General features: G+C 61.4%; 16 protein-coding genes. 9 read left to right on the forward strand and 7 right to left on the reverse strand.

Features of this window, described 5'->3' with window-relative positions:
- Positions 1-9: 9 nt before the first annotated feature.
- The 3 genes from aceF (at position 10) to msrA (ending at position 5,390) form a co-directional block, all read left to right on the forward strand.
- Positions 10-1,662, forward strand: coding sequence for a dihydrolipoyllysine-residue acetyltransferase (gene aceF, locus HX839_RS02945; RefSeq protein WP_003209438.1), 1,653 nt, complete (start codon positions 10-12; stop codon positions 1,660-1,662).
- A 315-nt stretch (positions 1,663-1,977) separates the two neighbouring features.
- On the forward strand, positions 1,978-4,668 hold the full coding sequence (locus tag HX839_RS02950; RefSeq protein WP_003209437.1) for a bifunctional diguanylate cyclase/phosphodiesterase: 2,691 nt from the start codon (positions 1,978-1,980) through the stop codon (positions 4,666-4,668).
- A gap of 74 nt (positions 4,669-4,742) precedes the next feature.
- Positions 4,743-5,390, forward strand: a complete 648-nt coding sequence (gene msrA, locus HX839_RS02955; RefSeq protein WP_003209436.1) for a peptide-methionine (S)-S-oxide reductase MsrA — start codon at positions 4,743-4,745, stop codon at positions 5,388-5,390.
- Positions 5,391-5,524: 134 nt separating this feature from the next.
- Here the strand turns inward: msrA and HX839_RS02960 are convergent, their stop codons facing one another.
- Positions 5,525-6,361, reverse strand: a complete 837-nt coding sequence (locus HX839_RS02960) for a 23S rRNA (adenine(2030)-N(6))-methyltransferase RlmJ (protein WP_003209435.1) — start codon at positions 6,359-6,361, stop codon at positions 5,525-5,527.
- Between the two features lie 174 nt (positions 6,362-6,535).
- Here HX839_RS02960 and HX839_RS02965 point away from each other — a divergent pair, with 174 nt between their 5' ends.
- On the forward strand, positions 6,536-7,813 hold the full coding sequence (locus HX839_RS02965; RefSeq protein ID WP_177066702.1) for an O-acetylhomoserine aminocarboxypropyltransferase/cysteine synthase family protein: 1,278 nt from the start codon (positions 6,536-6,538) through the stop codon (positions 7,811-7,813).
- Here the strand turns inward: HX839_RS02965 and HX839_RS02970 are convergent.
- Both HX839_RS02970 and HX839_RS02975 read right to left on the reverse strand, forming a co-directional pair.
- Positions 7,799-8,512, reverse strand: coding sequence for a DUF4123 domain-containing protein (locus HX839_RS02970; RefSeq protein ID WP_177066703.1), 714 nt, complete (start codon positions 8,510-8,512; stop codon positions 7,799-7,801). The two genes, HX839_RS02965 and HX839_RS02970, sit on opposite strands and share 15 nt — an antisense overlap.
- Complete coding sequence (locus HX839_RS02975) at positions 8,509-10,542, reverse strand: type VI secretion system tip protein VgrG (protein ID WP_177066704.1); 2,034 nt, start codon at positions 10,540-10,542, stop codon at positions 8,509-8,511. Before HX839_RS02975 ends, HX839_RS02970 begins: the two co-directional genes overlap by 4 nt.
- 188 nt (positions 10,543-10,730) lie before the next feature.
- Here HX839_RS02975 and HX839_RS02980 point away from each other — a divergent pair, with 188 nt between their 5' ends.
- On the forward strand, positions 10,731-11,225 hold the full coding sequence (locus tag HX839_RS02980; protein WP_008439179.1) for a DUF2165 family protein: 495 nt from the start codon (positions 10,731-10,733) through the stop codon (positions 11,223-11,225).
- A 269-nt stretch (positions 11,226-11,494) separates the two neighbouring features.
- Here the strand turns inward: HX839_RS02980 and putP are convergent, their stop codons facing one another.
- Entirely contained in the window at positions 11,495-12,979 is a 1,485-nt protein-coding gene (gene putP, locus HX839_RS02985; protein WP_003209422.1) for a sodium/proline symporter PutP, read from the reverse strand.
- A 138-nt stretch (positions 12,980-13,117) separates the two neighbouring features.
- A complete protein-coding gene (locus HX839_RS02990; protein WP_157222894.1) occupies positions 13,118-13,408 on the reverse strand; it encodes a hypothetical protein in 291 nt (96 codons plus the stop codon).
- A 29-nt stretch (positions 13,409-13,437) separates the two neighbouring features.
- On the opposite strand from HX839_RS02990, the gene putA reads away from it, so the two are divergent.
- Both putA and HX839_RS03000 read left to right on the forward strand, forming a co-directional pair.
- Positions 13,438-17,391: a trifunctional transcriptional regulator/proline dehydrogenase/L-glutamate gamma-semialdehyde dehydrogenase gene (putA, locus tag HX839_RS02995; RefSeq protein WP_177066705.1), complete on the forward strand. Its 3,954-nt coding sequence runs from the start codon at positions 13,438-13,440 to the stop codon at positions 17,389-17,391.
- Between the two features lie 253 nt (positions 17,392-17,644).
- Positions 17,645-19,447, forward strand: coding sequence for an acyl-CoA dehydrogenase (locus tag HX839_RS03000; protein WP_177066706.1), 1,803 nt, complete (start codon positions 17,645-17,647; stop codon positions 19,445-19,447).
- Here HX839_RS03000 and HX839_RS03005 read toward each other — a convergent pair.
- Both HX839_RS03005 and HX839_RS03010 read right to left on the reverse strand, forming a co-directional pair.
- Positions 19,444-19,737 carry a cell division protein ZapA gene (locus tag HX839_RS03005; RefSeq protein WP_003209415.1) on the reverse strand — a complete coding sequence of 98 codons (294 nt, stop codon included), beginning with the start codon at positions 19,735-19,737 and terminating at the stop codon, positions 19,444-19,446. The genes HX839_RS03000 and HX839_RS03005 overlap by 4 nt on opposite strands.
- A complete protein-coding gene (locus HX839_RS03010; protein ID WP_003209413.1) occupies positions 19,734-19,964 on the reverse strand; it encodes a hypothetical protein in 231 nt (76 codons plus the stop codon). The genes HX839_RS03005 and HX839_RS03010 overlap by 4 nt, the downstream gene beginning before the upstream one ends.
- Before the next feature lie 277 nt (positions 19,965-20,241).
- Between HX839_RS03010 and HX839_RS03015 the strand changes: the two genes are divergently transcribed.
- Complete coding sequence (locus tag HX839_RS03015) at positions 20,242-21,867, forward strand: methyl-accepting chemotaxis protein (RefSeq protein ID WP_023659353.1); 1,626 nt, start codon at positions 20,242-20,244, stop codon at positions 21,865-21,867.
- A 234-nt stretch (positions 21,868-22,101) separates the two neighbouring features.
- Positions 22,102-23,844 carry a potassium/proton antiporter gene (locus HX839_RS03020; RefSeq protein ID WP_008439183.1) on the forward strand — a complete coding sequence of 581 codons (1,743 nt, stop codon included), beginning with the start codon at positions 22,102-22,104 and terminating at the stop codon, positions 23,842-23,844.
- Positions 23,845-23,856: the final 12 nt, after the last annotated feature.

A 23,856-nucleotide genomic window follows, 5' to 3' on the forward strand; every position in this document is an offset into this window, starting at 1 on the left:
AGACTTTCTGTGAGCGAACTCATTCGCGTACCTGACATCGGCAGCGGTGAAGGTGAAGTAATTGAACTGTTTGTGAAGGTCGGCGACACCGTCGAAGCCGACCAGAGCATCCTGACCCTGGAATCGGACAAGGCGAGCATGGAAATCCCCGCTCCCAAGGCCGGCGTGGTCAAAAGCCTGAAAGTGAAGCTGGGCGACCGCCTGAAAGAAGGCGACGAACTGCTTGAGCTGGAAATCGAAGGTGCCGCTGATGCGGCCCCTGCGGCGGCCGCTCCTGCTGCTGCCCCGGCGCCTGCCGCCGAGAAGCCTGCCGCTGCTGCCGAGGCCCCTGCGGCTCCGGCGGCTGCACCTGCCGCCGAAACAGTCCAGGACATTCATGTTCCGGACATCGGTTCGTCGGGCAAGGCCAAGATCATCGAGCTGCTGGTTAAAGTCGGCGACACCGTCGAAGCCGATCAATCGCTGATCACCCTGGAGTCCGACAAGGCCTCCATGGAAATCCCTTCGCCGGCTGCCGGTGTGGTGGAAAGCATTGCCGTGAAGCTGGAAGACGAAGTCGGCACTGGTGACTTCATCCTCAAGCTGAAAGTAGCGGGCGCTTCGGCTCCTGCTGCTGCCGCTCCAGCCGCCGCTGCTCCGGCCGCCAAGGCTGAAGCCGCACCGGCTGCCGCCGCGCCTGCACCTGCGCCTGCTGCAAAAGCCGAGGCCGCACCGGCTCCGGCGGCTGCACCTGCGCCAAGCGGTGCCAAGGTTCATGCCGGCCCTGCCGTGCGCCAACTGGCCCGTGAATTCGGCGTCGAGTTGAGCGCGGTAACCGCCAGCGGTCCTCACGGTCGCGTGCTCAAGGAAGACGTGCAGGTTTACGTCAAATCCATGATGCAGAAGGCCAAGGAAGCTCCGGCTGCCGGCGCTGCTACCGGTGGCTCGGGCATTCCGCCGATCCGCACCGTCGACTTCAGCCGCTTCGGCGAAATCGAAGAAGTGCCGATGACCCGCCTGATGCAAATCGGCGCGGCCGGCCTGCACGCCAGCTGGCTGAACATCCCGCACGTGACCCAGTTCGACCAGGCCGACATCACCGACCTGGAAGCATTCCGCGTTGCGCAGAAAGCCGTGGCCGAGAAGGCCGGCGTGAAGCTGACCGTGCTGCCCCTGCTGCTCAAGGCTTGCGCACATTTGCTCAAGGAACTGCCGGACTTCAACAGTTCGCTGGCGCCAAGCGGCAAGGCGATCATTCGCAAGAAGTACGTGCACATCGGCTTTGCCGTTGACACTCCGGATGGCCTGCTGGTACCGGTCATCAAGAACGTCGACCAGAAGAGCCTGCTGCAGCTTGCCGCTGAGGCTGCTGCACTGGCTGCCAAGGCCCGCGACAAGAAGCTCACCCCGGACGACATGCAGGGCGCGTGCTTCACCATCTCCAGCCTCGGGCACATTGGCGGCACTGGCTTCACGCCAATCGTCAACGCGCCGGAAGTGGCGATCCTGGGTGTTTCCAAGGCCACTATCCAGCCTGTGTGGGACGGTAAAGCGTTCCAGCCGAAGCTGATGCTGCCACTGTCGCTGTCCTACGATCACCGTGTGATCAACGGCGCGGCTGCCGCACGCTTCACCCAGCGCCTGAGCCAGTTGCTGAACGACATCCGCACCATCCTGCTTTAAGCCACAACAGGTCTTCTGCCCATGCAGAAGACCTGGCTTCAACGATTTCCGAGCGCCACGCTCGTACCTCAACCCCGCCAATTGGCGGGGCTTTTTTTGCCTGCTTTCCAGGGAAAACCTGGACACGGAAATCGAGGTTGTACACCGCCCATCACCCCGGTTGCAGAAAACCGCTCGCTGGCCGATAACCCACTTATAGCACTTAGCCTTCATCCTCTCTTGTCAGCCTGTGCTGCATGATGCAACCTTGCCGCAGGCAACAGTAAAGAGGGCGTGAGCCCGGCGCGATGCGCATTTTTCCAAGCGAGTTTCCCCATGAAAAGCCAACCCGATGTCGCCCGTACGGCGGCCGAGGTAGTGACGCAATTACCGGTGCCTTCGCGCCTCGGTATGCTGCGTTTCGAGCGGCTTAATGAGGCTAGCTGGGCCCTGCTGTACCTCGACCCCAATTGCGAACGCCAGTTCGGCCTGCCCGCGATGGAACTGTGCGCCCTGATCGGCTCGCCCTACGCCAGCCTGATGGAGCCCCAGGCGCGCTATCAGCTGCATGATGCGATCCAGGAACAGCTGACCATCAGCCCGCATTACCTGGTGCGCTACACCCTGCACACCAACGACGGCCCGTTGAGCCTGCTGGAACTGGGTGAAGCCTACAAACAACACAATCGTCACCTGCTGCGCGGCTACCTGATGGTGGTCGACGGCCTGTTCAGTGATCTCCCACCGGCCCCTGCGGCAGACCTGGAGAGCCAGAACAGCCGCTTGCAGATTGCCCTGGAACTCAACCAGCGCGCCCAGCAGGAACAACTGCAACACCTTGAGCGGGTACGCGCCCAGCAGGAATTGATCCTGCTGCTGGCCCGCCAGCGCTACAGCACCAACAACTCGCTGCAGGAAGCCGCCGAGCTGATCACCCGCAGTGCCTGCGATATCTACCAGATCGACTGCGCGAGCATCTGGAACCTCGAAAACCAGCATCTGGTGCCGATTTCCGCTTATCACCGCGCCGATCAGCAGCACCACCTGCCAGAGTCTATCGATGCCAGTGGCTTCCCGGATTACCTGGAAGCCCTGCAAACCAGCCGTGCGATCGACGCCACCAACGCCATGCGCGACCCACGCACGCGTGAAATGGCCGAGAGCCTGCGCCCGCGGGACATCCACGCCATGCTCGACGCCAGCATCCGCGTCGATGGCAACGTGGTCGGCGTGTTGTGCCTGGAGCAAAGTGGCAGCACCCGCGTCTGGCAGTCCGACGAGATCGCCTTTGCCGGCGAGCTGGCCGACCAGTTCGCCCAGGTGATCAACAACCACAACCGCCGCACCGCCACCAGTGCCCTGCACTTGTTCCAGCGAGCCGTGGAGCAAAGCGCCAATGCGTTCCTGCTGGTCAATTGCGACGGCGTGGTGGAATACGTCAACCCCAGCTTTACCGCGATCACCCAGTACAGCACCGAAGAAGTCCACGGCCACCAGCTGTCGGAACTGCCGGCACTGGAGAACCTCAGCGAGCTGCTGTTCGACGCGCCTTCAAGCCTGGCCAAGAGCAACAGTTGGCAAGGCGAGTTCAAGAGCCGGCGCAAAAACCTCGAACCCTACTGGGGCCAGTTGTCGATCTCCAAGGTTTATGGCGACAACCGTGAGTTGACCCATTACATCGGCATCTACGAAGACATCACCCAGACCAAGCTGGCCCAGCAGCGCATCGAGCGGCTGGCCTACACCGACAACCTGACCAACCTGGGCAACCGCCCGGCGTTCATCCGCAACCTGGACGAACGCTTTGCCCGGGACAGCGACAGCCCCATCAGCCTGCTGCTGGTGGACATCGACAACTTCAAGCGGATCAACGACAGCCTCGGCCACCAGACCGGCGACAAGCTGTTGATCAGCCTGGCCCGGCGCCTGCGCAACAGCCTGACCGCCAGTGGCAGCCTGGCGCGGTTTGCCAGTAACGAATTTGCCGTGCTGCTGGACGATACCGACCTTGAAACCGGCCAGCAGGTCGCCAGCCAGTTGCTGGCCACCCTCGACAAGCCGATGTTCGTCGACAACCAGCTGATCAGCGTCACCGGCTCCGTGGGCCTCGCCTGCGCGCCGCTGCATGGCCGCGATCCGCAGACCCTGATGCGCAACGCCGGCCTGGCGCTGCACAAGGCCAAGGCCAACGGCAAACACCAGGTGCAGGTATTTACCGAAGCGCTGAATGCCGAAGCCAGCTACAAGCTGTTCGTGGAAAACAATCTGCGCCGCGCCCTGACCCAGAACGAACTGGACGTGTTCTACCAGCCCAAGCTGTGCCTGCGCAGCGGTCGTCTGCTGGGGATGGAAGCGTTGTTACGCTGGAACCATCCGGAAAAGGGCATGATCCGCCCCGATCAATTCATCAGCGTGGCGGAAGAGACCGGGCTGATCATCCCCATCGGCAAATGGATCGCCCGCCAGGCCTGCCGCATGAGCCGACAGCTGACAGCCGCAGGCATGGGCAACCTGCAAGTAGCGATCAACCTGTCGCCCAAGCAGTTTTCCGACCCGGACCTGGTGGCCTCGATTGCCACGATCCTCAAGGAAGAACAGTTGCCGGCCAACCTGCTGGAACTGGAGTTGACCGAAGGCCTGCTGCTGGAAGCCACCGAAGACACGCGCCTGCAACTGGACCAACTGAAGAGCTTCGGCTTGACCCTGGCGATGGATGACTTCGGTACCGGTTACTCGTCGCTGAGCTACCTGAAAAAATTCCCGATCGACATCATCAAGATTGATCGCAGCTTCATCCATGAAATCCCGGACAACCAGGACGACATGGAAATCACCTCGGCGGTGATCGCCATGGCCCACAACCTCAAGCTCAAGGTGGTGGCCGAAGGCATCGAGACTGCCGAGCAGCTGGCGTTCCTGCGCCGCCACCGTTGCGACGTCGGCCAGGGCTACCTGTTCGACCGGCCAATCCCGGGGGCCGAGCTGATGACGATGCTTAAACGCTACCCTCGCGGGCCAATCGCCTGACAGCGCGGTAACACTCGGGCACACTGGCAGTCTGAACTCTTACTTGTAACTCAATCTGACTGAGAGGACTGATCATGGTCTTGCGCTCGGAAATCCTGGTGAATAAAAACGTGCTTCCCACTCAAGAACAAGCTTTGCCTGGCCGTGAAACCCCGATGTCGCTGCCCGAGACGCACTTCGTCAACGGCAACCCCCTACTGGGCCCCTTTGTCGACAACGTAGAGTTTGCGATCTTCGGCCTGGGTTGCTTCTGGGGTGCAGAGCGTCGTTTCTGGCAGCGCGACGGTGTGGTCAGTACGGTGGTGGGCTATGCCGGCGGCTACACGCCGAACCCGACGTATGAAGAAGTCTGCTCGGGCCTGACCGGCCACAGCGAAGTGGTGTTGGTGGTGTTTGACCAGGACAAGATCAGCTACGAAGAGCTGCTGAAAATGTTCTGGGAACTGCACAACCCGACCCAGGGCATGCGCCAGGGCAATGACATCGGCAGCCAGTATCGTTCGGTGATCTACGCGGTCAAGCCGGAGCACCTGGAGGCGGCGAAGGCCAGCGCAGAGGCTTATCAGGCGGAATTGACCAAGGCCGGCCTGGGCACCATCACCACAGAAATCGAAGAAGCACCGACGGTGTACTTCGCCGAGGCGTATCACCAGCAGTACCTGGCGAAGAATCCGCAGGGTTACTGCGGAATCGGCGGCACCGGCGTGACCTGCCCGATCTAAGAGCGACACCGATAAAAATGTGGGAGCGGGCTTGCTCGCGAAAGCGGAGTGTCAGTCACTGAATGTGTTTCTGATACACCGCTTTCGCGAGCAAGCCCGCCCCCACATTGGGTCTTCAATACCTTGCGATTGGCTTACTCGGCGATAAGCCAATCCATCTGCCAGCCACCCTGGGTTTGCCCAAGCTGCTTGGACAACCACGGCAGCAGCTCACGCAACTCCTCCTCCAGCCCCCACGGCGGATTGGCAATTGCCAGACCCGAACCGGTCAGGGTGTTGGGCGTGTCCAGCGGATGCACCAGCAATTCCACCCGCAGCAACTTCGGCGCACCGGTACCGGCCAGGTCCTGGTAGAAGCGGCGCAGCATGCGCTGGTCCTTCACCGGGTACCAGATCGCAGCCACTGTCTGGCGCATCCGGCTCACGGCTTCCTTGAGGGACGCGGCGCAGCGCTGCATCTCGTCGAGCTTCTCGAACGGCGGGTCTATCAACATCAACGCACGCTTTTCCGGCACCGGCAGCAATGCCCGTGGCACGTGCCAGCCTTCGCCAAGGTGGACTTTCACCCGACGATCACCCTTCATGTTGTCCTTGAGCAGTAGGCCGTCTTCCGGGTGCTTTTCGTTGAGCAGCACGCGGTCCTGAGGACGAGTCAGGCGTCGCGCCAGCTCCGGCGAACCCGGGTAGTAGCGCAATTCGCCATCCGGGTTCATCTCGTGCAGCACACGCATGTAATCGGCGGTCAGCGGCGGCAGGTCGGCCTGGCCCCACAGGCGGGCGATGCCTTCCAGGTATTCACCGGTACGGTTCGCCTGGTCGCCCTGCAGGTCGTACAGACCAATGCCGGCGTGGGTGTCGAGATAGGCAAACGGCTGCTCCTTGCGCGACATCAGGGCGATGAGGCGGGTCAAGGTCAGGTGTTTGAAGACATCGGCGTGGTTGCCGGCGTGATAGGCGTGACGATAATTCATGGTTGCTCCTGCGCAGGGGGCGAAGTTTACCTTTTACGCAGGCAAAGGTGCAGGGCTGCGCGTCAGGTGGCGCTTATGCCGCAAACACAGGGGCGCTGCCGAAAATAGTCTAATTGGCGGTGCGAAAGCGGATTTATTGTGGCGAGCAATTATCCATGGAGGTCATAACAACTCATGAAAGACGCCACCATCGCTTTGCACCATGGCTTCAAGTCGGACCCGACTACCAAGGCCGTCGCCGTGCCGATCTACCAGAACGTCGCTTTCGAATTTGATAACGCCCAGCACGGCGCCGACCTGTTCAACCTCGACGTGCCCGGCAATATCTACACGCGCATCATGAACCCCACCAACGACGTGCTGGAGCAACGCATCGCGGCGCTGGAAGGCGGCATCGCGGCCCTGGCGGTGTCGGCCGGCAGCGCGGCGATCCACTACGCGATCCAGACCCTGACCCGTGCCGGTGACAACATCGTCACCACCCCGCAGCTGTACGGTGGCACCTACACCCTGTTCGCCCACTTGCTGCCGAGCTTCGGCGTTGACGTGCGCTTCGCCCGTGACGACTCCGCCGAAGCCATCGCCGAGCTGATCGATGACAACACCAAACTGGTGTACTGCGAGAGCATCGGCAACCCGGCAGGCAATATCATCGATATCGAAGCCCTGGCCAACGTCGCCCACGCCCGTGGCGTGCCGCTGATGGTGGACAACACCGTGGCCACGCCAATCCTGTGCAAGCCGATCCAGTTCGGCGCGGACATCGTCGTGCATTCGGTGACCAAATACGTGGGCGGCCACGGCAACTCGCTGGGTGGCGTGATCGTCGACAGCGGCACCTTTCCCTGGACCCAGTACCCGGAGAAATTCCCCGGACTCAACCAGCCGGAGCCGGCCTATCACGGTGTGGTCTACACCGAAAAATTCGGCCCGGCGGCGTTCATTGCCCGCGCCCGTACCGTGCCGCTGCGCAACACCGGCGCGGCCCTGGCGCCGATGAATGCATTCCTGCTGCTGCAAGGCCTGGAAACCCTGGCCCTGCGCATGGAGCGCCACACCGAAAACGCCTTGAAAATTGCCCACTTCCTGCAAGACCACGCACTGGTGGAGTGGGTCAGCTACGCCGGCCTGCCGGATCACCCCCACCATCACCTGGCGCAGAAATACATGCAGGGCAAACCGTCGGCGATTCTGTCCTTCGGCCTGAAGGGTGGTTATGAGGCAGGTGTGCGTTTCTACGATTCACTGCAGATCTTCAAGCGCCTGGTGAACATTGGCGATGCCAAGTCCCTGGCCTGCCACCCGGCTTCCACCACCCATCGCCAGATGAATGAACAGGAGCAGGCGAAGGCCGGGGTGAAGCCGGAGATGATTCGCCTGTCGGTGGGCATCGAGGCCATTGAAGACCTGATCGAGGACCTGCAGCAGTCGCTGACCTCAACCCAGCTCTGAGGCCAGCCAGGCGGCCAGCGCCTGATGGCTGACATCCGGCCGGCGCACGAAGTAGGCGACCTTGTGCTTCAAGGTCGCCGGCACAAAGGCGCTGTACAGGTCCGGGCGCTGTTCTTCCAGCCACTGCAACAGGTTGTCCACCTGCGTAACGCTCGTTTGCTCACCCAGGCGCTGGAGAACATGCGGCGGCACTTGCCACCATGGGCCGGGCTTTGCCGCTCCCGCTGCCGTAACCGCTACCTCATGCTGGCGACCATTGATCCAGTAGCGACTGAACACCGGGAGCAACTCCTTTGCCTGTGGCCCCAGCGCCTGCAACACAGGCAGGACATAAGCACCGTCCCAGAAGCGAAAGAACACCGCCGGCCCTTCCGGCAACAGTACCTTGGTCAGGCTGCGCAGATGCTCGACGACGGTGTGCAAGGAACAGGACGACACCGCCAGCCAACCCCAGTCGATACCTTCGCATTCGGCGGCCCATTTCAGAAAAGCGCTGTCCGCGGCGACCACCGCGACGTAGGGCATGACCTCATCCCACGCAGCATACTCGCTGCCCGCCCAGATGGGGCTAAGTGCACGTCCGTCGGTACGCCGCCACGCATCGAGCGGCTTGCAGTCGCTGGCATTGCCCATCACCGCAAACAACTGCTCGCCCGCCTGCAACGGCGCAGCCTCAAGCCACTGCCCGGGAGAAATCATGGCGCACCACCGGGCAGTGATGTATTGCGATGCAGGGGCGTATTGCACACGCCATTCCTGCAGCGCTCGCACTCTTCGCAAAAGGGTGCGCTGCGCTTCAGGCTTAACACCTGGACGGCACTCAACGGTGCAGGCATTACCGCCAGCAACTTTTCCTGCAGCCCCGGCGTCAGCGGCGCTCCCGCCGGTGCCGGGGCGCCGCCAAGCTGAATTTGCGTGCTGCTGAAAATCCCGCCCGCCGAAACGTTGATCCACTGCCCACCGGCCTGGAGGGTCACGCTGGCACCCGCATCAATAACGACGTTTTGCCCGGCACCGATGTGAATGGTCAACCCGGCACGTACCTGCTGGGAGCCCGCGACCATCAGGTGATCGTCCTGCTTGAGTTCGGTCAGGCGGTTGCCGTGGGTGGTGCGCTGTTCTTCGCCCTGAAGCTCGTGACGATCAAGGCCTTTGACGATCACGTCGCGCTGGTTGTCGACCTGCACGTGCTGGTCGTGCAGTACATGCTGGGTCCAGTTGCGCTGGGCGCGCAGGTAGATTTCCTCGGCACCCTTGCGGTCCTCGATGCGCAGCTCGTTGTAGCCACCGCCGCCGGGGCTGGTCTGGCTACGGAAGATGCTGCGGGTCTTGTCGGCTGGCAGGTCCAGCGGCACCGGCGTGGCGGCATTGGCCAGGCAACCGACCACCAGCGGCGTGTCGGCGTCGCCGTCGACGAAACCCACCAGCACCTCCATGCCCACCCGCGGGATCAACACCGAGCCGTAGTGCTCATGGGCCCAGCCACTGGCCACCCGCAGCCAGCAACTGGAATGTTCGTCGTGCTCCCCGGCGCGATCCCAGGCCATCTGCACCTTGACCCGGCCATACTCGTCACAATGGATCTCGCTGCCTGCCGGCCCTGTAACCACGGCGTTTTGATAGCCAGACACCGGCGGTCGCGATACCAGCAGCGGTGTTCGAAACGGCACCTCCCATGGCGTTACGACAAAGTGATTGCTGTAGCCCTGAGCCGATTCATCACCTGAGGCGTCGATGGTCGACTCCTCCAGCACCTGAGGCTGACGCCCTGCATGCGTCACCTGGGTGACCAGCCACAAATCATTCCATTCCTGGCGAGGATGCCCTTCCATCCTCAGGAACTGCCCGCTGACCAGGGACGGCTGGTCGCTATGGCCACTGGCCTGGCGAAAGTCACCGCGATGGCGCTCCAACCTACGTTGCGCCAGGTATTTACCATGAACGCGATCCGTAAAATTCCCGGGATAACACTGTTCCTCCAGCATGGGACGCTGGCCGCCGGACACCGTGCTTTCCAAGCTCAGGCGTGGCTTTCTGAAGTCGTAGTCCCGCAGATTCACATCGCTGGTACGGGTCTGCAACCGCAGGGTAAAACGCTTGATCACCGGCGTGTCGGCAACCATCCCCGAACCCGCCGCGTATTGAGTGGCTTGCTCAGGCTGGGCGAACACGCTCTGGTCATCGCCGAACACCAAAAGGTGGCGCTCGGGGTGGTGCTGGAAGTGGTAGTGAATGCCCGACTCGGCGCACAAGCGCTGGATGAACGCCAGATCGGTTTCGCCAAACTGAACGCAGTACTCACGCTCGGGGTACACCCCGCTCAGTTGAAACGAGAAGGCATCCGCCTGGATACCCTGCCCTTCCAGCACCAGTGCAATGACCTGCGGCACCGTCCGGTTCTGGAAAATCCGCTGGTGAGCGCTGTGCTCAAGATAAGCCAACTGCGGAACCAGCGTGATCTGATAACGCGTCAGGCGCTTGCCCGAGTCGCCTTGCGCCACCCGATAGACCTGGCCATGAATACCATGGCCATGCGCATCAAACCCCAGGAACGCCTGGCGATGCATCAAGCTTTCCAGGTCAAGGTCGGGTTGCTCGCTGACCAGTTCAAGGTCAAAACGATAGGGCAGGCTGATGAATTCATCGCCCGTGAACTCACGTACCTTGAGATCACTGGGCACACCGTCGAGGGTCAGGCTAAAGGCACTTTGATTGGCAGGAGCGAACATCCGGTGTTTCTCTGCGAGTAGTGGGTGGCCGATTCTGCACCAGCTGTTTGCCGAGCTGAGTGCGCTGCAGGCAAATCAGTAAATCCCTACATCGCAGGCGCTTTAATCTTCATGTATCAGGCATCGAAGCCCTACCACCAGCGTGCTAGCGTATTCGTCCCCCGTCGCCCCATGACAATGGAAAAAACATGGCCACCCGCTACGCAAAAATCGTCCTGACCCTTGCCCTGGCAGCCTTCGCCACACTCGTGGCCTTCAGCAACATCACCGACTACGGCTCCAACTTTGCCTTCGTCAAACATGTGCTGAGCATGGACACCACCTTCCCCGGCAACGCCGCGATGTATCGCGCCATCACCACCCCATGGCTGTGGCACGGTGCATATTGGCTGATCATCGCCGGTGAAGCCCTGACGGCCGTGCTGCTGGCGCGTGGAGCACTGGCCTTGTGGCGGGCTCGTCGTGCCACAGGTATCGACTTCAATCGCGCCAAGAAAAGCGCAATCGTCGGGCTGACCCTGGGTTTCGTGGTGTGGTTCTTCGGCTTTATGGTGATCGGCGGCGAGTGGTTCCTGATGTGGCAATCCCATCAGTGGAACGGCCAGGAAGCGGCGTTCAAGTTCTATATGGCGATCCTGGGTGTGCTGATTTTTCTCAACCAGCCGGACACTGACCACGACTGAAAAACCACGAATTCAAAATCGGTGGATGCCCTTTCACAAACTACTGTCAGATAGCTGACGGTAGTTTGTAGCCCTTTTCCCAAAGTATAAAAACCGCCTCACATTCAACGCTCACAGCCACCAGGCGAGCGCTTACATTGGCCGTTTACTTCAGTGATCATCTGAACCTGTGAAAACAACACTGCGAAATCTGGAAGGCAAAAAAAACGGCCCGTCATCCAAAAGATGCGGGCCGTTTTCACTTCAGCGGGCATTCAAGCCCCCGCCGATTACTTGTTGAGGTTGTAATCCGCCTCGGCTGCGTCAAACCGCTGAAGCATGCCAGCCGTCGGAGCGCCCAGCTTGCTCACGAAGTAGATCGCCAGGCTGGCGAAGATGAAGCCCGGGATGATTTCGTACAGGCCAAACAGGCTGAAGTGCTTCCACACGATCACGGTGATCGCACCCACCAGGATGCCGGCCAATGCGCCATTACGCGTCATGCCTTTCCACAGTACGGAGATCAGTACCACAGGACCGAACGCAGCACCGAAACCGGCCCAGGCGTAGCTCACCAGGCCCAGTACGCGGTTTTCCGGGTTGGCGGCCATGGCGATGGCAATCAGCGCCACCAACAGCACCATGGCGCGACCGACCCATACCAGCTCGACCTGGGAGGCGTTTTTACGCAGGAAGGTTTTGTAGAAGTCTTCGGTGAGGGCACTGGAGCACACCAGCAACTGGCAGCTCAGGGTGCTCATTACCGCCGCCAGGATGGCCGACAGCAGCACACCGGCAATCCATGGGTTGAAGAGCAGCTTGGCCAGCTCGATGAACACACGCTCGTGGTTCTCGGTCACGGGACCGGCGACTTCCGGGTGCGCCGAGAAGTAGGCGATACCGAAGAAGCCCACCGCCACGGTGCCGCCCAGGCACAGGATCATCCAGGTCATGGAGATGCGACGTGCGTTGGCAATCGATTTCACCGAATCCGCCGCCATGAAACGCGCGAGGATGTGCGGCTGGCCGAAGTAACCCAGGCCCCAGCCCATCAGCGAAATGATGCCGATGAAGGTGGTGTTTTTCAGCATGTTGAAGTTGTCAGGGTTCTGCGCTTCGATCGCCAGGAAGGTGGTGTCGACGCCACCGGTGGCCAGCAGCACGATGATCGGGGTCAACAACAAGGCGAAGATCATCAGCGTGGCTTGCACTGTGTCGGTCCAGCTCACGGCCAGGAAACCCCCGACGAAGGTGTAGGCAATGGTCGCGGCAGCACCGGCCCACAGCGCGGTCTCGTAGGACATGCCGAAGGTGCTTTCAAACAGACGGGCGCCAGCCACGATGCCGGAAGCGCAGTAGATGGTGAAGAACACCAGGATCACCACCGCAGAGATGATTCGCAGCAGGCCGCTTTTATCTTCGAAACGGCTGGAGAAGTAATCCGGCAGGGTCAGGGCGTCGCCGTTGTGCTCGGTCTGCACCCGCAGGCGGCCGGCTACAAACAGCCAGTTCAGGTAGGCACCGACGATCAGGCCGATGGCGATCCAGCTTTCCGACAGGCCAGACATGTAGATCGCGCCGGGCAAGCCCATCAGCAACCAGCCGCTCATGTCCGAGGCACCGGCCGAGAGCGCGGTAACCACGCTGCCGAGGCTGCGACCGCCGAGGATGTAGTCGGAAAGGTTGTTGGTGGAGCGATAGGCCATAAAGCCGATCAGCACCATGGCAGCGATATAGATCACAAATGTGATCAGGGTAGGATTACTTACGCTCATTGAGTTACGCCCTGGCTTTGTTTTTATGTAGCGGCGGTCTGTCCGGACGGCCATCCACTTTGCTAGTGGATAGACGAAGCCTGGCGCCGCGCATTTATGACTGACGTTTCCCCAGGAAAGCCATCAGCCGATGAACCGTCAGTAAGAGGTTGCACCTTGGGCGCGAATGCTATTCAACAAAGCAAATAAGGTGCAACCAGTTTCTTGAGAATAAGTTGCACCTCGATGTTTTTTGTGGAAAACACCGTGTTTTTGCTCCTTTTCGGAGCAAGAGCAGCCAAAGTCATAAGCAAATGCACCAAGGCGCAGCCGATTCGGCTGCGGCGATAATTTTTCCCGATCAGCATCAAAAAATTCATGGATAAAAAGGGTTGCACCCGGTTGCACCTCTCTCGGCGCAAAGCTAATCTTGCCGCCAGCTGATGCCACGCAGTAGTGGCACCCATGAGGATAAAAAGATGGCTACGACCACCCTTGGGGTCAAACTTGACGACCCGACCCGCGAGCGCCTGAAGGCGGCCGCGACCTCCATTGATCGCACGCCGCACTGGCTGATCAAGCAGGCGATTTTCAATTACCTGGAGAAACTCGAGGGTGGTGCAACCCTGGCCGAGCTCAACGGCCTGGGCAGCAAGGACGCGGAAGAAGCCGGCGAGGTCCAGACCGACCACGCCCACCAGTGCTTTCTGGAATTTGCCGAAAGCATCCTGCCGCAATCCGTACTGCGCGCCTCGATCACCGCCGCCTACCGTCGCCCGGAGCCGGAAGTGGTGCCGATGCTGATCGAGCAGGCTCGCCTGCCCGCGGCAATGGCCGAGGCCACCAACAAGCTCGCCTCTTCGATCGCCGAGAAACTGCGCAATCAGAAAAGCGCCGGCGGCCGTGCAGGCATCGTCCAGGGCCTGCTGCAGGAATTCTCCCTGTCGTCCCAGGAAGGCGTAGCGCTGATGTGCCTCGCGGAAGCGCTGCTGCGCATCCCCGACAAGGGCACCCGCGACGCACTGATCCGCGACAAGATCAGCACCGGCAACTGGCACCCGCACCTGGGCAACAGCCCGTCGCTGTTCGTCAACGCCGCCACCTGGGGCCTGTTGCTGACCGGCAAACTGGTCGCCACCCACAACGAAGCCGGCCTGACCTCGTCCCTGAGCCGCATCATCGGCAAGAGCGGCGAGCCGATGATCCGCAAGGGCGTCGACATGGCCATGCGCCTGATGGGCGAGCAGTTCGTCACCGGTGAAACCATCGCCGAAGCCCTGGCCAATGCGAGCAAGTTCGAAGCCAAGGGCTTCCGCTATTCCTACGACATGCTCGGTGAAGCCGCACTCACCGAACACGACGCCCAGAAGTACCTGGCCTCGTACGAACAAGCCATCCACTCGATCGGCAAAGCGTCCCACGGTCGTGGGATTTATGAAGGCCCGGGCATTTCCATCAAGCTTTCGGCCCTGCACCCGCGTTACAGCCGTGCGCAGTACGAGCGCGTGATGGACGAGCTGTACCCGCGCCTGCTGTCGCTGACCCTGCTGGCCAAGCAGTACGACATCGGCCTGAACATCGACGCCGAAGAAGCCGACCGCCTGGAGCTGTCCCTCGACCTGCTGGAACGCCTGTGCTTCGAGCCGCAACTGACGGGCTGGAACGGCATCGGTTTCGTGATCCAGGCTTACCAGAAGCGTTGCCCGTATGTGATCGACTACGTGATCGACCTGGCACGCCGCAGCCGCCACCGCCTGATGATCCGCCTGGTAAAAGGCGCGTACTGGGACAGCGAAATCAAGCGCGCCCAGGTCGAAGGCCTGGAAGGCTATCCGGTGTACACCCGCAAGGTGTACACCGACGTTTCCTACATTGCCTGCGCACGCAAACTGCTTTCGGTACCGGAAGTTATCTACCCGCAGTTCGCCACCCACAACGCTCACACCTTGTCGGCGATTTACCATATTGCCGGTCAGAACTATTACCCCGGCCAGTACGAGTTCCAATGCCTGCACGGCATGGGCGAGCCTCTGTACGAGCAGGTTGTAGGCAAGGTCTCCGAAGGCAAGCTGAACCGTCCGTGCCGCGTGTACGCACCCGTCGGCACCCACGAAACACTGCTGGCTTACCTGGTGCGTCGCTTGCTGGAAAACGGCGCCAACACCTCGTTCGTCAACCGTATTGCCGACCAATCCATCTCGATCCAGGAGCTGGTGGCCGATCCAGTGGCCAGCATCGAGCAGATGGCGACGCTGGAAGGCGGCTTCGGCCTGCCGCACCCGCGTATCCCGCTGCCGCGTGACCTGTATGGTGCCGAGCGCGCCAACTCCGCCGGTATCGACCTGGCCAACGAACACCGCCTGGCGTCGCTGTCCTGCGCCTTGCTGGCTACCGCGCATAACAACTGGAAAGCCGCGCCGATGCTCGGTTGCGCTTCCAGCAATGAAGCGGCTGCACCGGTGTTGAACCCGTCGGATCTGCGTGACGTGGTTGGCCACGTACAGGAAGCAACTGTCGAAGACGTCGACAACGCCATCCAGTGCGCCCTGAACGCTGCGCCAATCTGGCAGGCCACCCCGCCCGCCGAACGCGCCGCGATCCTGGAACGTGCCGCCGATTTGATGGAAGGCGAGATCCAGCCGCTGATGGGCCTGCTGGCCCGCGAAGCCGGCAAGACCTTCGCCAACGCCATCGCCGAAGTGCGTGAAGCCGTGGACTTCCTGCGTTACTACGCGGTGCAGGCTCGCAACGATTTCACCAACGACGCTCACCGCCCGCTGGGTCCGGTGGTGTGCATCAGCCCGTGGAACTTCCCGCTGGCGATCTTCAGTGGGCAGGTCGCCGCTGCACTGGCCGCCGGCAACCCGGTACTGGCCAAGCCTGCCGAGCAAACACCGCTGGTGGCCGCACAAGCCGTGCGCCTGCTGCTGGAAGCCGGGATTCCGGAAGGCGTGCTGCAACTGCTGCCGGGCCAGGGCGAAACCGTCGGTGCGCGCCTGGTGGGTGATGATCGCGTCAAGGGCGTGATGTTCACCGGTTCCACCGAGGTTGCGCGCTTGCTGCAACGCAGTGTCGCCGGCCGTCTGGATGCACAGGGTCGTCCGATTCCGCTGATCGCCGAAACCGGTGGCCAGAACGCAATGATCGTCGACTCCTCGGCACTCACCGAACAAGTGGTGATCGACGTAGTGTCGTCGGCCTTCGACAGTGCCGGTCAACGTTGCTCGGCCCTGCGCGTACTGTGCTTGCAGGAAGATTCCGCTGACCGCGTCATCGAAATGCTTAAAGGTGCCATGGCTGAATGCCGCCTCGGCAACCCGGAGCGCCTGTCGGTGGATATCGGCCCGGTGATCGACGCCGAAGCCAAGGCGGGCATCGAGAAACATATCCAGGCCATGCGCGACAAAGGCCGCAACGTTTACCAGGTCGCGATTGCCGATAGCGAAGAGATCAAGCGCGGCACCTTCGTGATGCCAACCCTGATCGAACTGGAAAGCTTCGACGAACTGCAACGGGAGATCTTCGGCCCGGTGCTGCACGTGGTGCGCTACAAGCGCAAAGAGATCGACCAGCTTATCGGCCAGATCAATGCATCCGGCTATGGCCTGACCCTGGGCGTGCACACCCGCATCGACGAGACCATCGCCAAGGTGATCGACAACGTCCATGCCGGTAACGTCTACGTTAACCGCAACATCGTGGGTGCCGTGGTCGGTGTGCAGCCGTTCGGTGGCGAAGGCTTGTCGGGCACTGGCCCGAAAGCTGGCGGCCCGCTGTATCTGTACCGTCTGCTGTCGACCCGTCCTACGGACGCCATCGAGCAATCCTTCGTCCGTGGTGATGCACTGGCCGCACCGGATGTTCGCCTGCGGGAGGCCATGAGCAAGCCGCTGACCGCCCTGAAAGCCTGGGCCGACAGCAGCAAGCTGAGCGACTTGAGCGCCCTGTGCGTGCAGTTCGCCGCGCAATCCCAAAGCGGTATCACCCGCCAACTGGCCGGCCCGACCGGCGAGCGCAACAGCTATGCCATCCTGCCCCGCGAGCACGTGTTGTGCCTGGCGGAAGTGGAAGGCGACCTGCTGACGCAACTGGCGGCCGTGCTGGCAGTCGGCGGCTCGGCGGTATGGCCGGAAACTGAATTGACCAAGGCCGTGTTCGCACGCTTGCCGAAGGATATTCAGGCGAAGATCACGCGGGTGGCTGACTGGACCAAGGATGAAACCGTGTTTGATGCCGTGCTGCATCACGGCGATTCCGACCAACTGCGCGGGGTTTGCCAGCAAGTGGCCAAGCGTGGCGGGGCGATTGTCGGGGTTCACGGTTTGTCTTCGGGCGAAACCGGGATTGCCCTGGAGCGTCTGGTGATCGAGCGGGCGTTGAGCGTCAACACCGCTGCGGCGGGCGGCAACGCCAGCCTGATGACCATCGGCTAACTGAAGAAACGCGGTCAAAATGTGGGAGCAGGCTTATGTGGGAGCTGGCTTGCCTGCGATGGCATCACCTCGGTGTATCTGACACATCGAGGTGCCTGCATCGCGGGCAAGCCCGGCTCCCACAAAAGCCCCCACATTGACCGCGTTCCACCTTCGAGCCGCGTTTTGCTCCTCCATCACCCAGATCAATCTTGCTATCCAGCCTCTATTTGCGCACTTAGACTCAGGCCCATTCCCACACAGGTAAGCCGCCATGTCCGAGACGCTGCTCAGTTCCCGCAATCTGGCTTTCGAGCTGTACGAAGTCCTCGATGCCGAGGGCCTGACCCAGCGCGAGCGGTTTGCCGAACACAACCGTGAAACCTTCGACGCCGCCATCGGCACCGCCCGCAGCATTGCCGAGAAGTTCTTCGCCCCGCATAACCGCAAGGGCGACGAGAACGAGCCCCGCTACGAAAACGGTCAGGCGATTCTGATTCCCGAGGTGAAACCGGCGGTAGATGCCTTCCTCGAAGCCGGTTTTCTCAACGCCGCCCGCAGCTTCGAAGCCGGTGGCATGCAACTGCCCACCCTGCTCTCCCAGGCGTGTTTCGCCCACTTCCAGTCGGCCAACGCCGCATCCACGTCCTACCCGTTCCTGACCATGGGCGCCGCCAACCTGATCGAGAGCTTCGGCACCGAGGAGCAGAAACAACGCTTCCTGCAACCAATGATCGAAGGCCGCTTCTTCGGCACCATGGCCTTGACCGAGCCCCATGCGGGCTCATCGCTGTCGGATATTCGTACCCGCGCAGAGCCGGCGGCTGACGGCAGCTATCGCCTCAAGGGCAACAAGATCTTCATCTCCGGCGGCGATCACCCGCTGTCGGAGAACATCGTGCACATGGTGCTGGCCAAGCTGCCGGACGCACCTGCCGGGGTGAAGGGCATTTCGCTGTTTATCGTGCCCAAGTTCCTGGTCAACGACGACGGCAGCCTGGGCAAGCGCAACGATGTGCTGCTGGCCGGGCTGTTTCACAAGATGGGCTGGCGTGGCACCACCTCGACCGCGTTGAATTTCGGCGATAACGGCGAGTGCGTCGGCTACCTGGTGGGCCAGCCGCACCAGGGCCTGAGTTGCATGTTCCAGATGATGAACGAAGCGCGGATCGGCGTGGGCATGGGCGCGGTGATGCTGGGTTACGCCGGCTACCTGTACTCCCTGGAATATGCCCGTGAACGTCCCCAAGGCCGCTTGCCCGACAGCAAGGATCCCAACACCGCGCCGGTGTCGATCATCCAGCACGCCGATATCAAACGCATGCTGTTGACCCAAAAAGCCTACGTGGAAGGCGCCTTCGACCTTGGCTTGTACGCCGCGCGCCTGTTCGACGACACCACCACCCTGGAAACCGAAGCTGCGCGCAAACAGGCCCACGAACTGCTGGACCTGCTGACGCCGATCGTCAAATCCTGGCCATCGGAGTTTTGCCTGAAGGCCAACGAACTGGCGATCCAGATTCTTGGCGGCCATGGTTACACCCGCGAATACCCGGTGGAACAGTACTACCGCGACAACCGCCTGAACCCGATCCATGAAGGCACCCACGGCATTCAGTCGCTGGACTTGCTCGGGCGCAAGCTGGCGCAGAACGGAGGTGCGGGCTTGAAGCAACTGATCCGCCTGATCGCCGAGACCGGCGCACGGGCACAGGAGTATCCGTCGCTGAATGCCTTGCGGGAACCGCTGGAACAACTGGTGGCGCGCCTGCAAGAGGTCACCCTCGGCCTGCTGACGGATCTCGCCCAGGGCAAGGTCAACAGCAGCCTGGCGAATTCGGCGCTGTACCTGAAGGTGTTCGGGCATATGGTGATTGGCTGGCGCTGGCTGGAACAGGCAATTCGCGCCGAGGAAGGGCTGGCCAGGGGCAATGCTGCCGATGTCGCCTTCTATAAGGGCAAGCTCCAGGCCGCCCGGTACTTCCTGACGTGGGAAATACCGGGCTGCCATCATGAACTGGCGATTCTCGAGGCACGCGATGACACGTGCCTGGGGATGCAGGATGAGTGGTTCTAAGGCGTTCCGATTGCCTTGGAAATCACCTCGACCGTGGCGCTGACTTGCTCTTGGTAACGGTCGAGTTCCTGCTGGTGGTGCTTTTGCATTTCGATCTGCTCGGCGCACAGGTTCAGCGCCGCCAGCACCAATAGCTTGTCACCGATCAGCGTCGGGTACTTTTTCTTGGTGGTGGCCAGGGATGCCTTGAGCATCGTCACGGCGCTCATCAGGGTGTTGTCTTCCCCCTCCGGTGCCTTGATCGAGTAATCCTCACCGAGAATCGAAACGACCTTTATCCCTTCATTCATGCGCTGACAGGACCTGCGCTCACACGCTCAACCAACGCCTGGATACGGGCAGCGGTGGCGCCCTGCTTTTCTTCCTGTTCCATCAGGTTCAGCTGCAAGCTGTCGTTTTCATCCTTGGCGCGAGCCAGTTCGGCCTTGAGGGATTCGTTGGTGCCCAGTAGATCCTGGTTCTGCTGTACCAGGTCGCTGACCAGTTGTTCCAATTGGCTGAGGGATGCTTCTAACATTTTGATTTCTCGGGCTTTTTCAAAGGGCGGTGACGATAAAGAAAATTCACCTCGGATGCCAGGGTTATCCCTGGCGCGGGGCCTTGATTTTACAGGGCAGGCCACGCTTTCGAGCCTTAGTGACTGCATTTATGGCATCTGGTTCCTGAATCCCGTCGGCCCGCCCCGATCTGCGACAAAAGCGCGCACCCCCTCAAGACTTTAGTCGTATGACCGATAGGTCATGGACACCCCGCTCAAACCCCGCATGGATCGCGCTTCTCCCCAGGATCACAACATGTCTCTTCGTAATATGAATATCGCGCCGCGGGCCTTTCTCGGCTTCGCGTTGATTGGCGCGCTGATGTTGTTTCTCGGTGTGTTCGCCCTGAACCAGATGAGCAAGATCCGTGCGGCGACGGAAGACATCACCCTTAGCAGCGTGCCGAGCATTCGCGCCCTGGACGAGTTCACTCAACTGACCCTGCGCCTGCGGGTGCTGTCGTATCGCCTGCTGACCAACCGCGAGCCTGACGTCCAGCAAAAGACCCTTGAGTCTTTTGACGTGCGCAATCAGCAGATTCGTACGGCCCAGGCGGTCTACGAGAAGTTGATCGACAGCAGCGAAGAACGTGCTGCCTACGATGAATACGTGCGTCTGCTGGCCCAGTACCATCAGATTGAAGAGCGCATGAAGAGCCTGTCACGGGCCAATCAGGTGGAAGAGCTGCGCACGCTGCTGAATACCGAGCTGCTGAACAACTCGGATCAGGTCAACGCCGTACTGAACCGGCTGCTGGACATCAACAACAAGATGGCGCTGGCCACCAACCAGCAAGCTGCCGACCAGTACGACATGGCGTTTGAGCTGGTGGTGATCCTGCTGATCCTCGCCACGGCGCTGACCATGCTGTTCGCCTGGTTGCTGACCCGCAGCATCACCCTGCCGATCGCCCAGGCCCTGGATGCCGCCGAGGAAATCGCCGAAGGCAACCTGACGCGCCCGATCAAGGTGGAAGGCAACGACGAAGCCGGCCGACTATTGTTGGCAATGGCCAAGATGCAGGACAAATTGAAGGACACCTTGCAGCGCATTTCCGGCTCGGCCACCCAATTGGCCTCCGCCGCGGAAGAGCTGAATGCCGTGACCGACGAAAGCGCCCGTGGCCTGACCCAGCAAAACAACGAAATCGAACAGGCCGCCACGGCGGTGAACGAGATGACCAGCGCGGTTGAAGAAGTGGCCCGCAACGCGGTCAGCACTTCCGAAGCCTCGAAGAACGCCACGTCGTCTGCGGGCGATGGACGTGATTTGGTGCAGGAAACCGTCAGCGCCATTGAACGCATGAGCAGCGACGTGCAAGCCACTGCCACCTTGATCGGCAACCTGGCGGAAGAGTCCCGGGACATCGGCAAGGTGCTGGACGTGATTCGTGGTTTGGCTGACCAGACCAACCTGCTGGCCCTGAACGCCGCGATTGAAGCGGCGCGTGCCGGTGAAGCCGGGCGTGGTTTTGCGGTGGTGGCGGATGAGGTGCGGGCCCTGGCCCATCGCACCCAACAGTCCACCAGCGAAATCGAGCGGATGATCGGCAGCATTCAGGCCGGTACCGAGCATGCAGTGGATTCGATGCGCAACAGCACCGAGCGGGCGGAATCGACGTTGAACATCGCCAAGGGTGCGGGGATGTCGCTGGACACCATCAACACTGCCATCGTTGAAATCAACGAGCGCAACCTGGTGATCGCCAGTGCCGCTGAAGAGCAGGCGCAGGTGGCGCGGGAAGTGGATCGTAACCTGGTGAATATTCGTGACTTGTCGGTGCAGTCGGCAACCGGCGCCAGCCAGACCAGTGCGGCGAGCAGTGAGCTGTCGCGGTTGGCGGTGGATTTGAACGGGATGGTGGGGCGGTTCAGGCTTTAACGGATACCGCAGGGCTAAAAATGTGGGAGCGGGCTTGCTCGCGAATGCGGTGGATCAGATACGCATAAGGCGACTGACACACCGCTTTCGCGAGCAAGCCCGCTCCCACATTGAATATGCGCCAGCCATTCAAAACCTTTTTGACAGCACAGCAATTCAACAGGTTAGAATCGCTGGCACGCAGACTGCATGGTCAGTTTGCGCCTCGTCTTTCCTGCTCATGGAGTACTGCCTTTGAATGCGACGACCATCAACAGCCTGTTCTTGATCGGCGCGTTGCTGGTAGGTGCGAGCATTCTGGTGAGTTCTCTTTCGTCCCGCCTGGGGATTCCGATCCTGGTAATCATCCTGGCCGTGGGCATGATCGCCGGCGTCGACGGCGGCGGCATCATCTTCGATAACTACCCGACTGCCTACCTCGTGGGCAACCTCGCCCTGGCCGTGATCCTGCTCGACGGCGGACTGCGAACGCGGGTAGCCAGTTTCCGTGTAGCCCTCTGGCCTGCGTTGTCCCTGGCGACGGTCGGGGTGCTGATCACCACCGGCCTCACCGGCATGGCAGCCGCCTGGCTGTTCAACCTCAACATCATTCAAGGCCTGCTGATCGGCGCCATCGTCGGCTCCACGGACGCCGCAGCGGTGTTCTCGCTGCTGGGCGGCAAAGGCCTGAACGAACGGGTCACCGCCAGCCTGGAAATCGAATCCGGCAGCAACGACCCGATGGCGGTGTTCCTCACCGTCACCCTGATCGACATGCTTGCCAGCGGCCAGACCGGCCTGCACTGGAGCCTGCTGGGCCACTTGATCCGCGAGTTCGGCATCGGCGGCATCATCGGCCTGGGCGGAGGCTGGTTGATGCTGCAGATGGTCAACCGGATCAACCTGGCCAACGGCCTGTACCCGATCCTGGTGATTTCCGGCGGCCTGGTGGTGTTCGCCCTGACCAACGCCTTGCACGGCAGCGGTTTCCTCGCCGTTTACCTGTGCGGCCTGGTGATCGGCAACCGCCCGGTGCGCAGCCGGCATGGCATTTTGCATATGCTCGACGGCATGGCCTGGCTCGCGCAGATCGGCATGTTCCTGGTGCTGGGCCTGCTGGTCACGCCCCATGATTTGCTGCCCATCGCGCTGCCGGCCCTGGGCCTGGCGCTGTGGATGATTCTCTTCGCACGGCCGCTGTCGGTGATCGTCGGCCTCTTGCCGTTCAAGGCCTTCCATGGCCGAGAGAAAGCCTTTATCGCCTGGGTCGGCCTGCGCGGTGCGGTACCGATCATTCTGGCGGTGTTCCCGCTGATGGCCGGCCTGCCCCACGCGCAGCTGTACTTCAACCTGGCGTTCTTTATCGTGCTGGTGTCGTTGCTGGTGCAGGGTACGAGCCTGCCGTGGGTCGCCAAACTGTTGAAAGTGACGGTACCGCCAGAGCCGGCGCCGATTTCCCGGGCGGCCCTGGAAGTGCACGTCACCAGCGAGTGGGAGCTGTTCGTCTACCGCCTGGGTGCCGAGAAATGGTGCATCGGCGCCGCCCTGCGGGAGCTGAAAATGCCCGAAGGCACGCGGATCGCCGCGCTGTTTCGTGGCCAGCAACTGCTCCATCCGTCGGGTAGTACGGTGCTCGAAGTCGACGATCTGCTGTGCGTAATCGGCCATGAACACAACTTGCCGGCCCTCGGCAAACTGTTCAGCCAGGCACCACAACGGGGCCTCGACCTGCGCTTCTTCGGTGACTTCGTCCTGGAAGGCGACGCCCAGCTGGGCGCGGTTTCGGCCCTGTACGGGCTCAAGCTCGAGGGCATCGACCCGGACATGCCACTGAGTCGTTTCATCACCCAGAAAGTCGGCGGTGCGCCGGTCGTCGGCGACCAGGTGGAATGGAACAACACCATTTGGACCGTCGCGGTCATGGACGGGAACAAGATCGGCAAAGTCGGCGTCAGATTCCCCGAAGGAAGTCGCCCGGGCCCCGGACTCTTCCTCTAAACTGCGGGGCGA

Source organism: Pseudomonas sp. I8001 (genome assembly GCF_013385345.1).
Lineage (GTDB): Bacteria > Pseudomonadota > Gammaproteobacteria > Pseudomonadales > Pseudomonadaceae > Aquipseudomonas.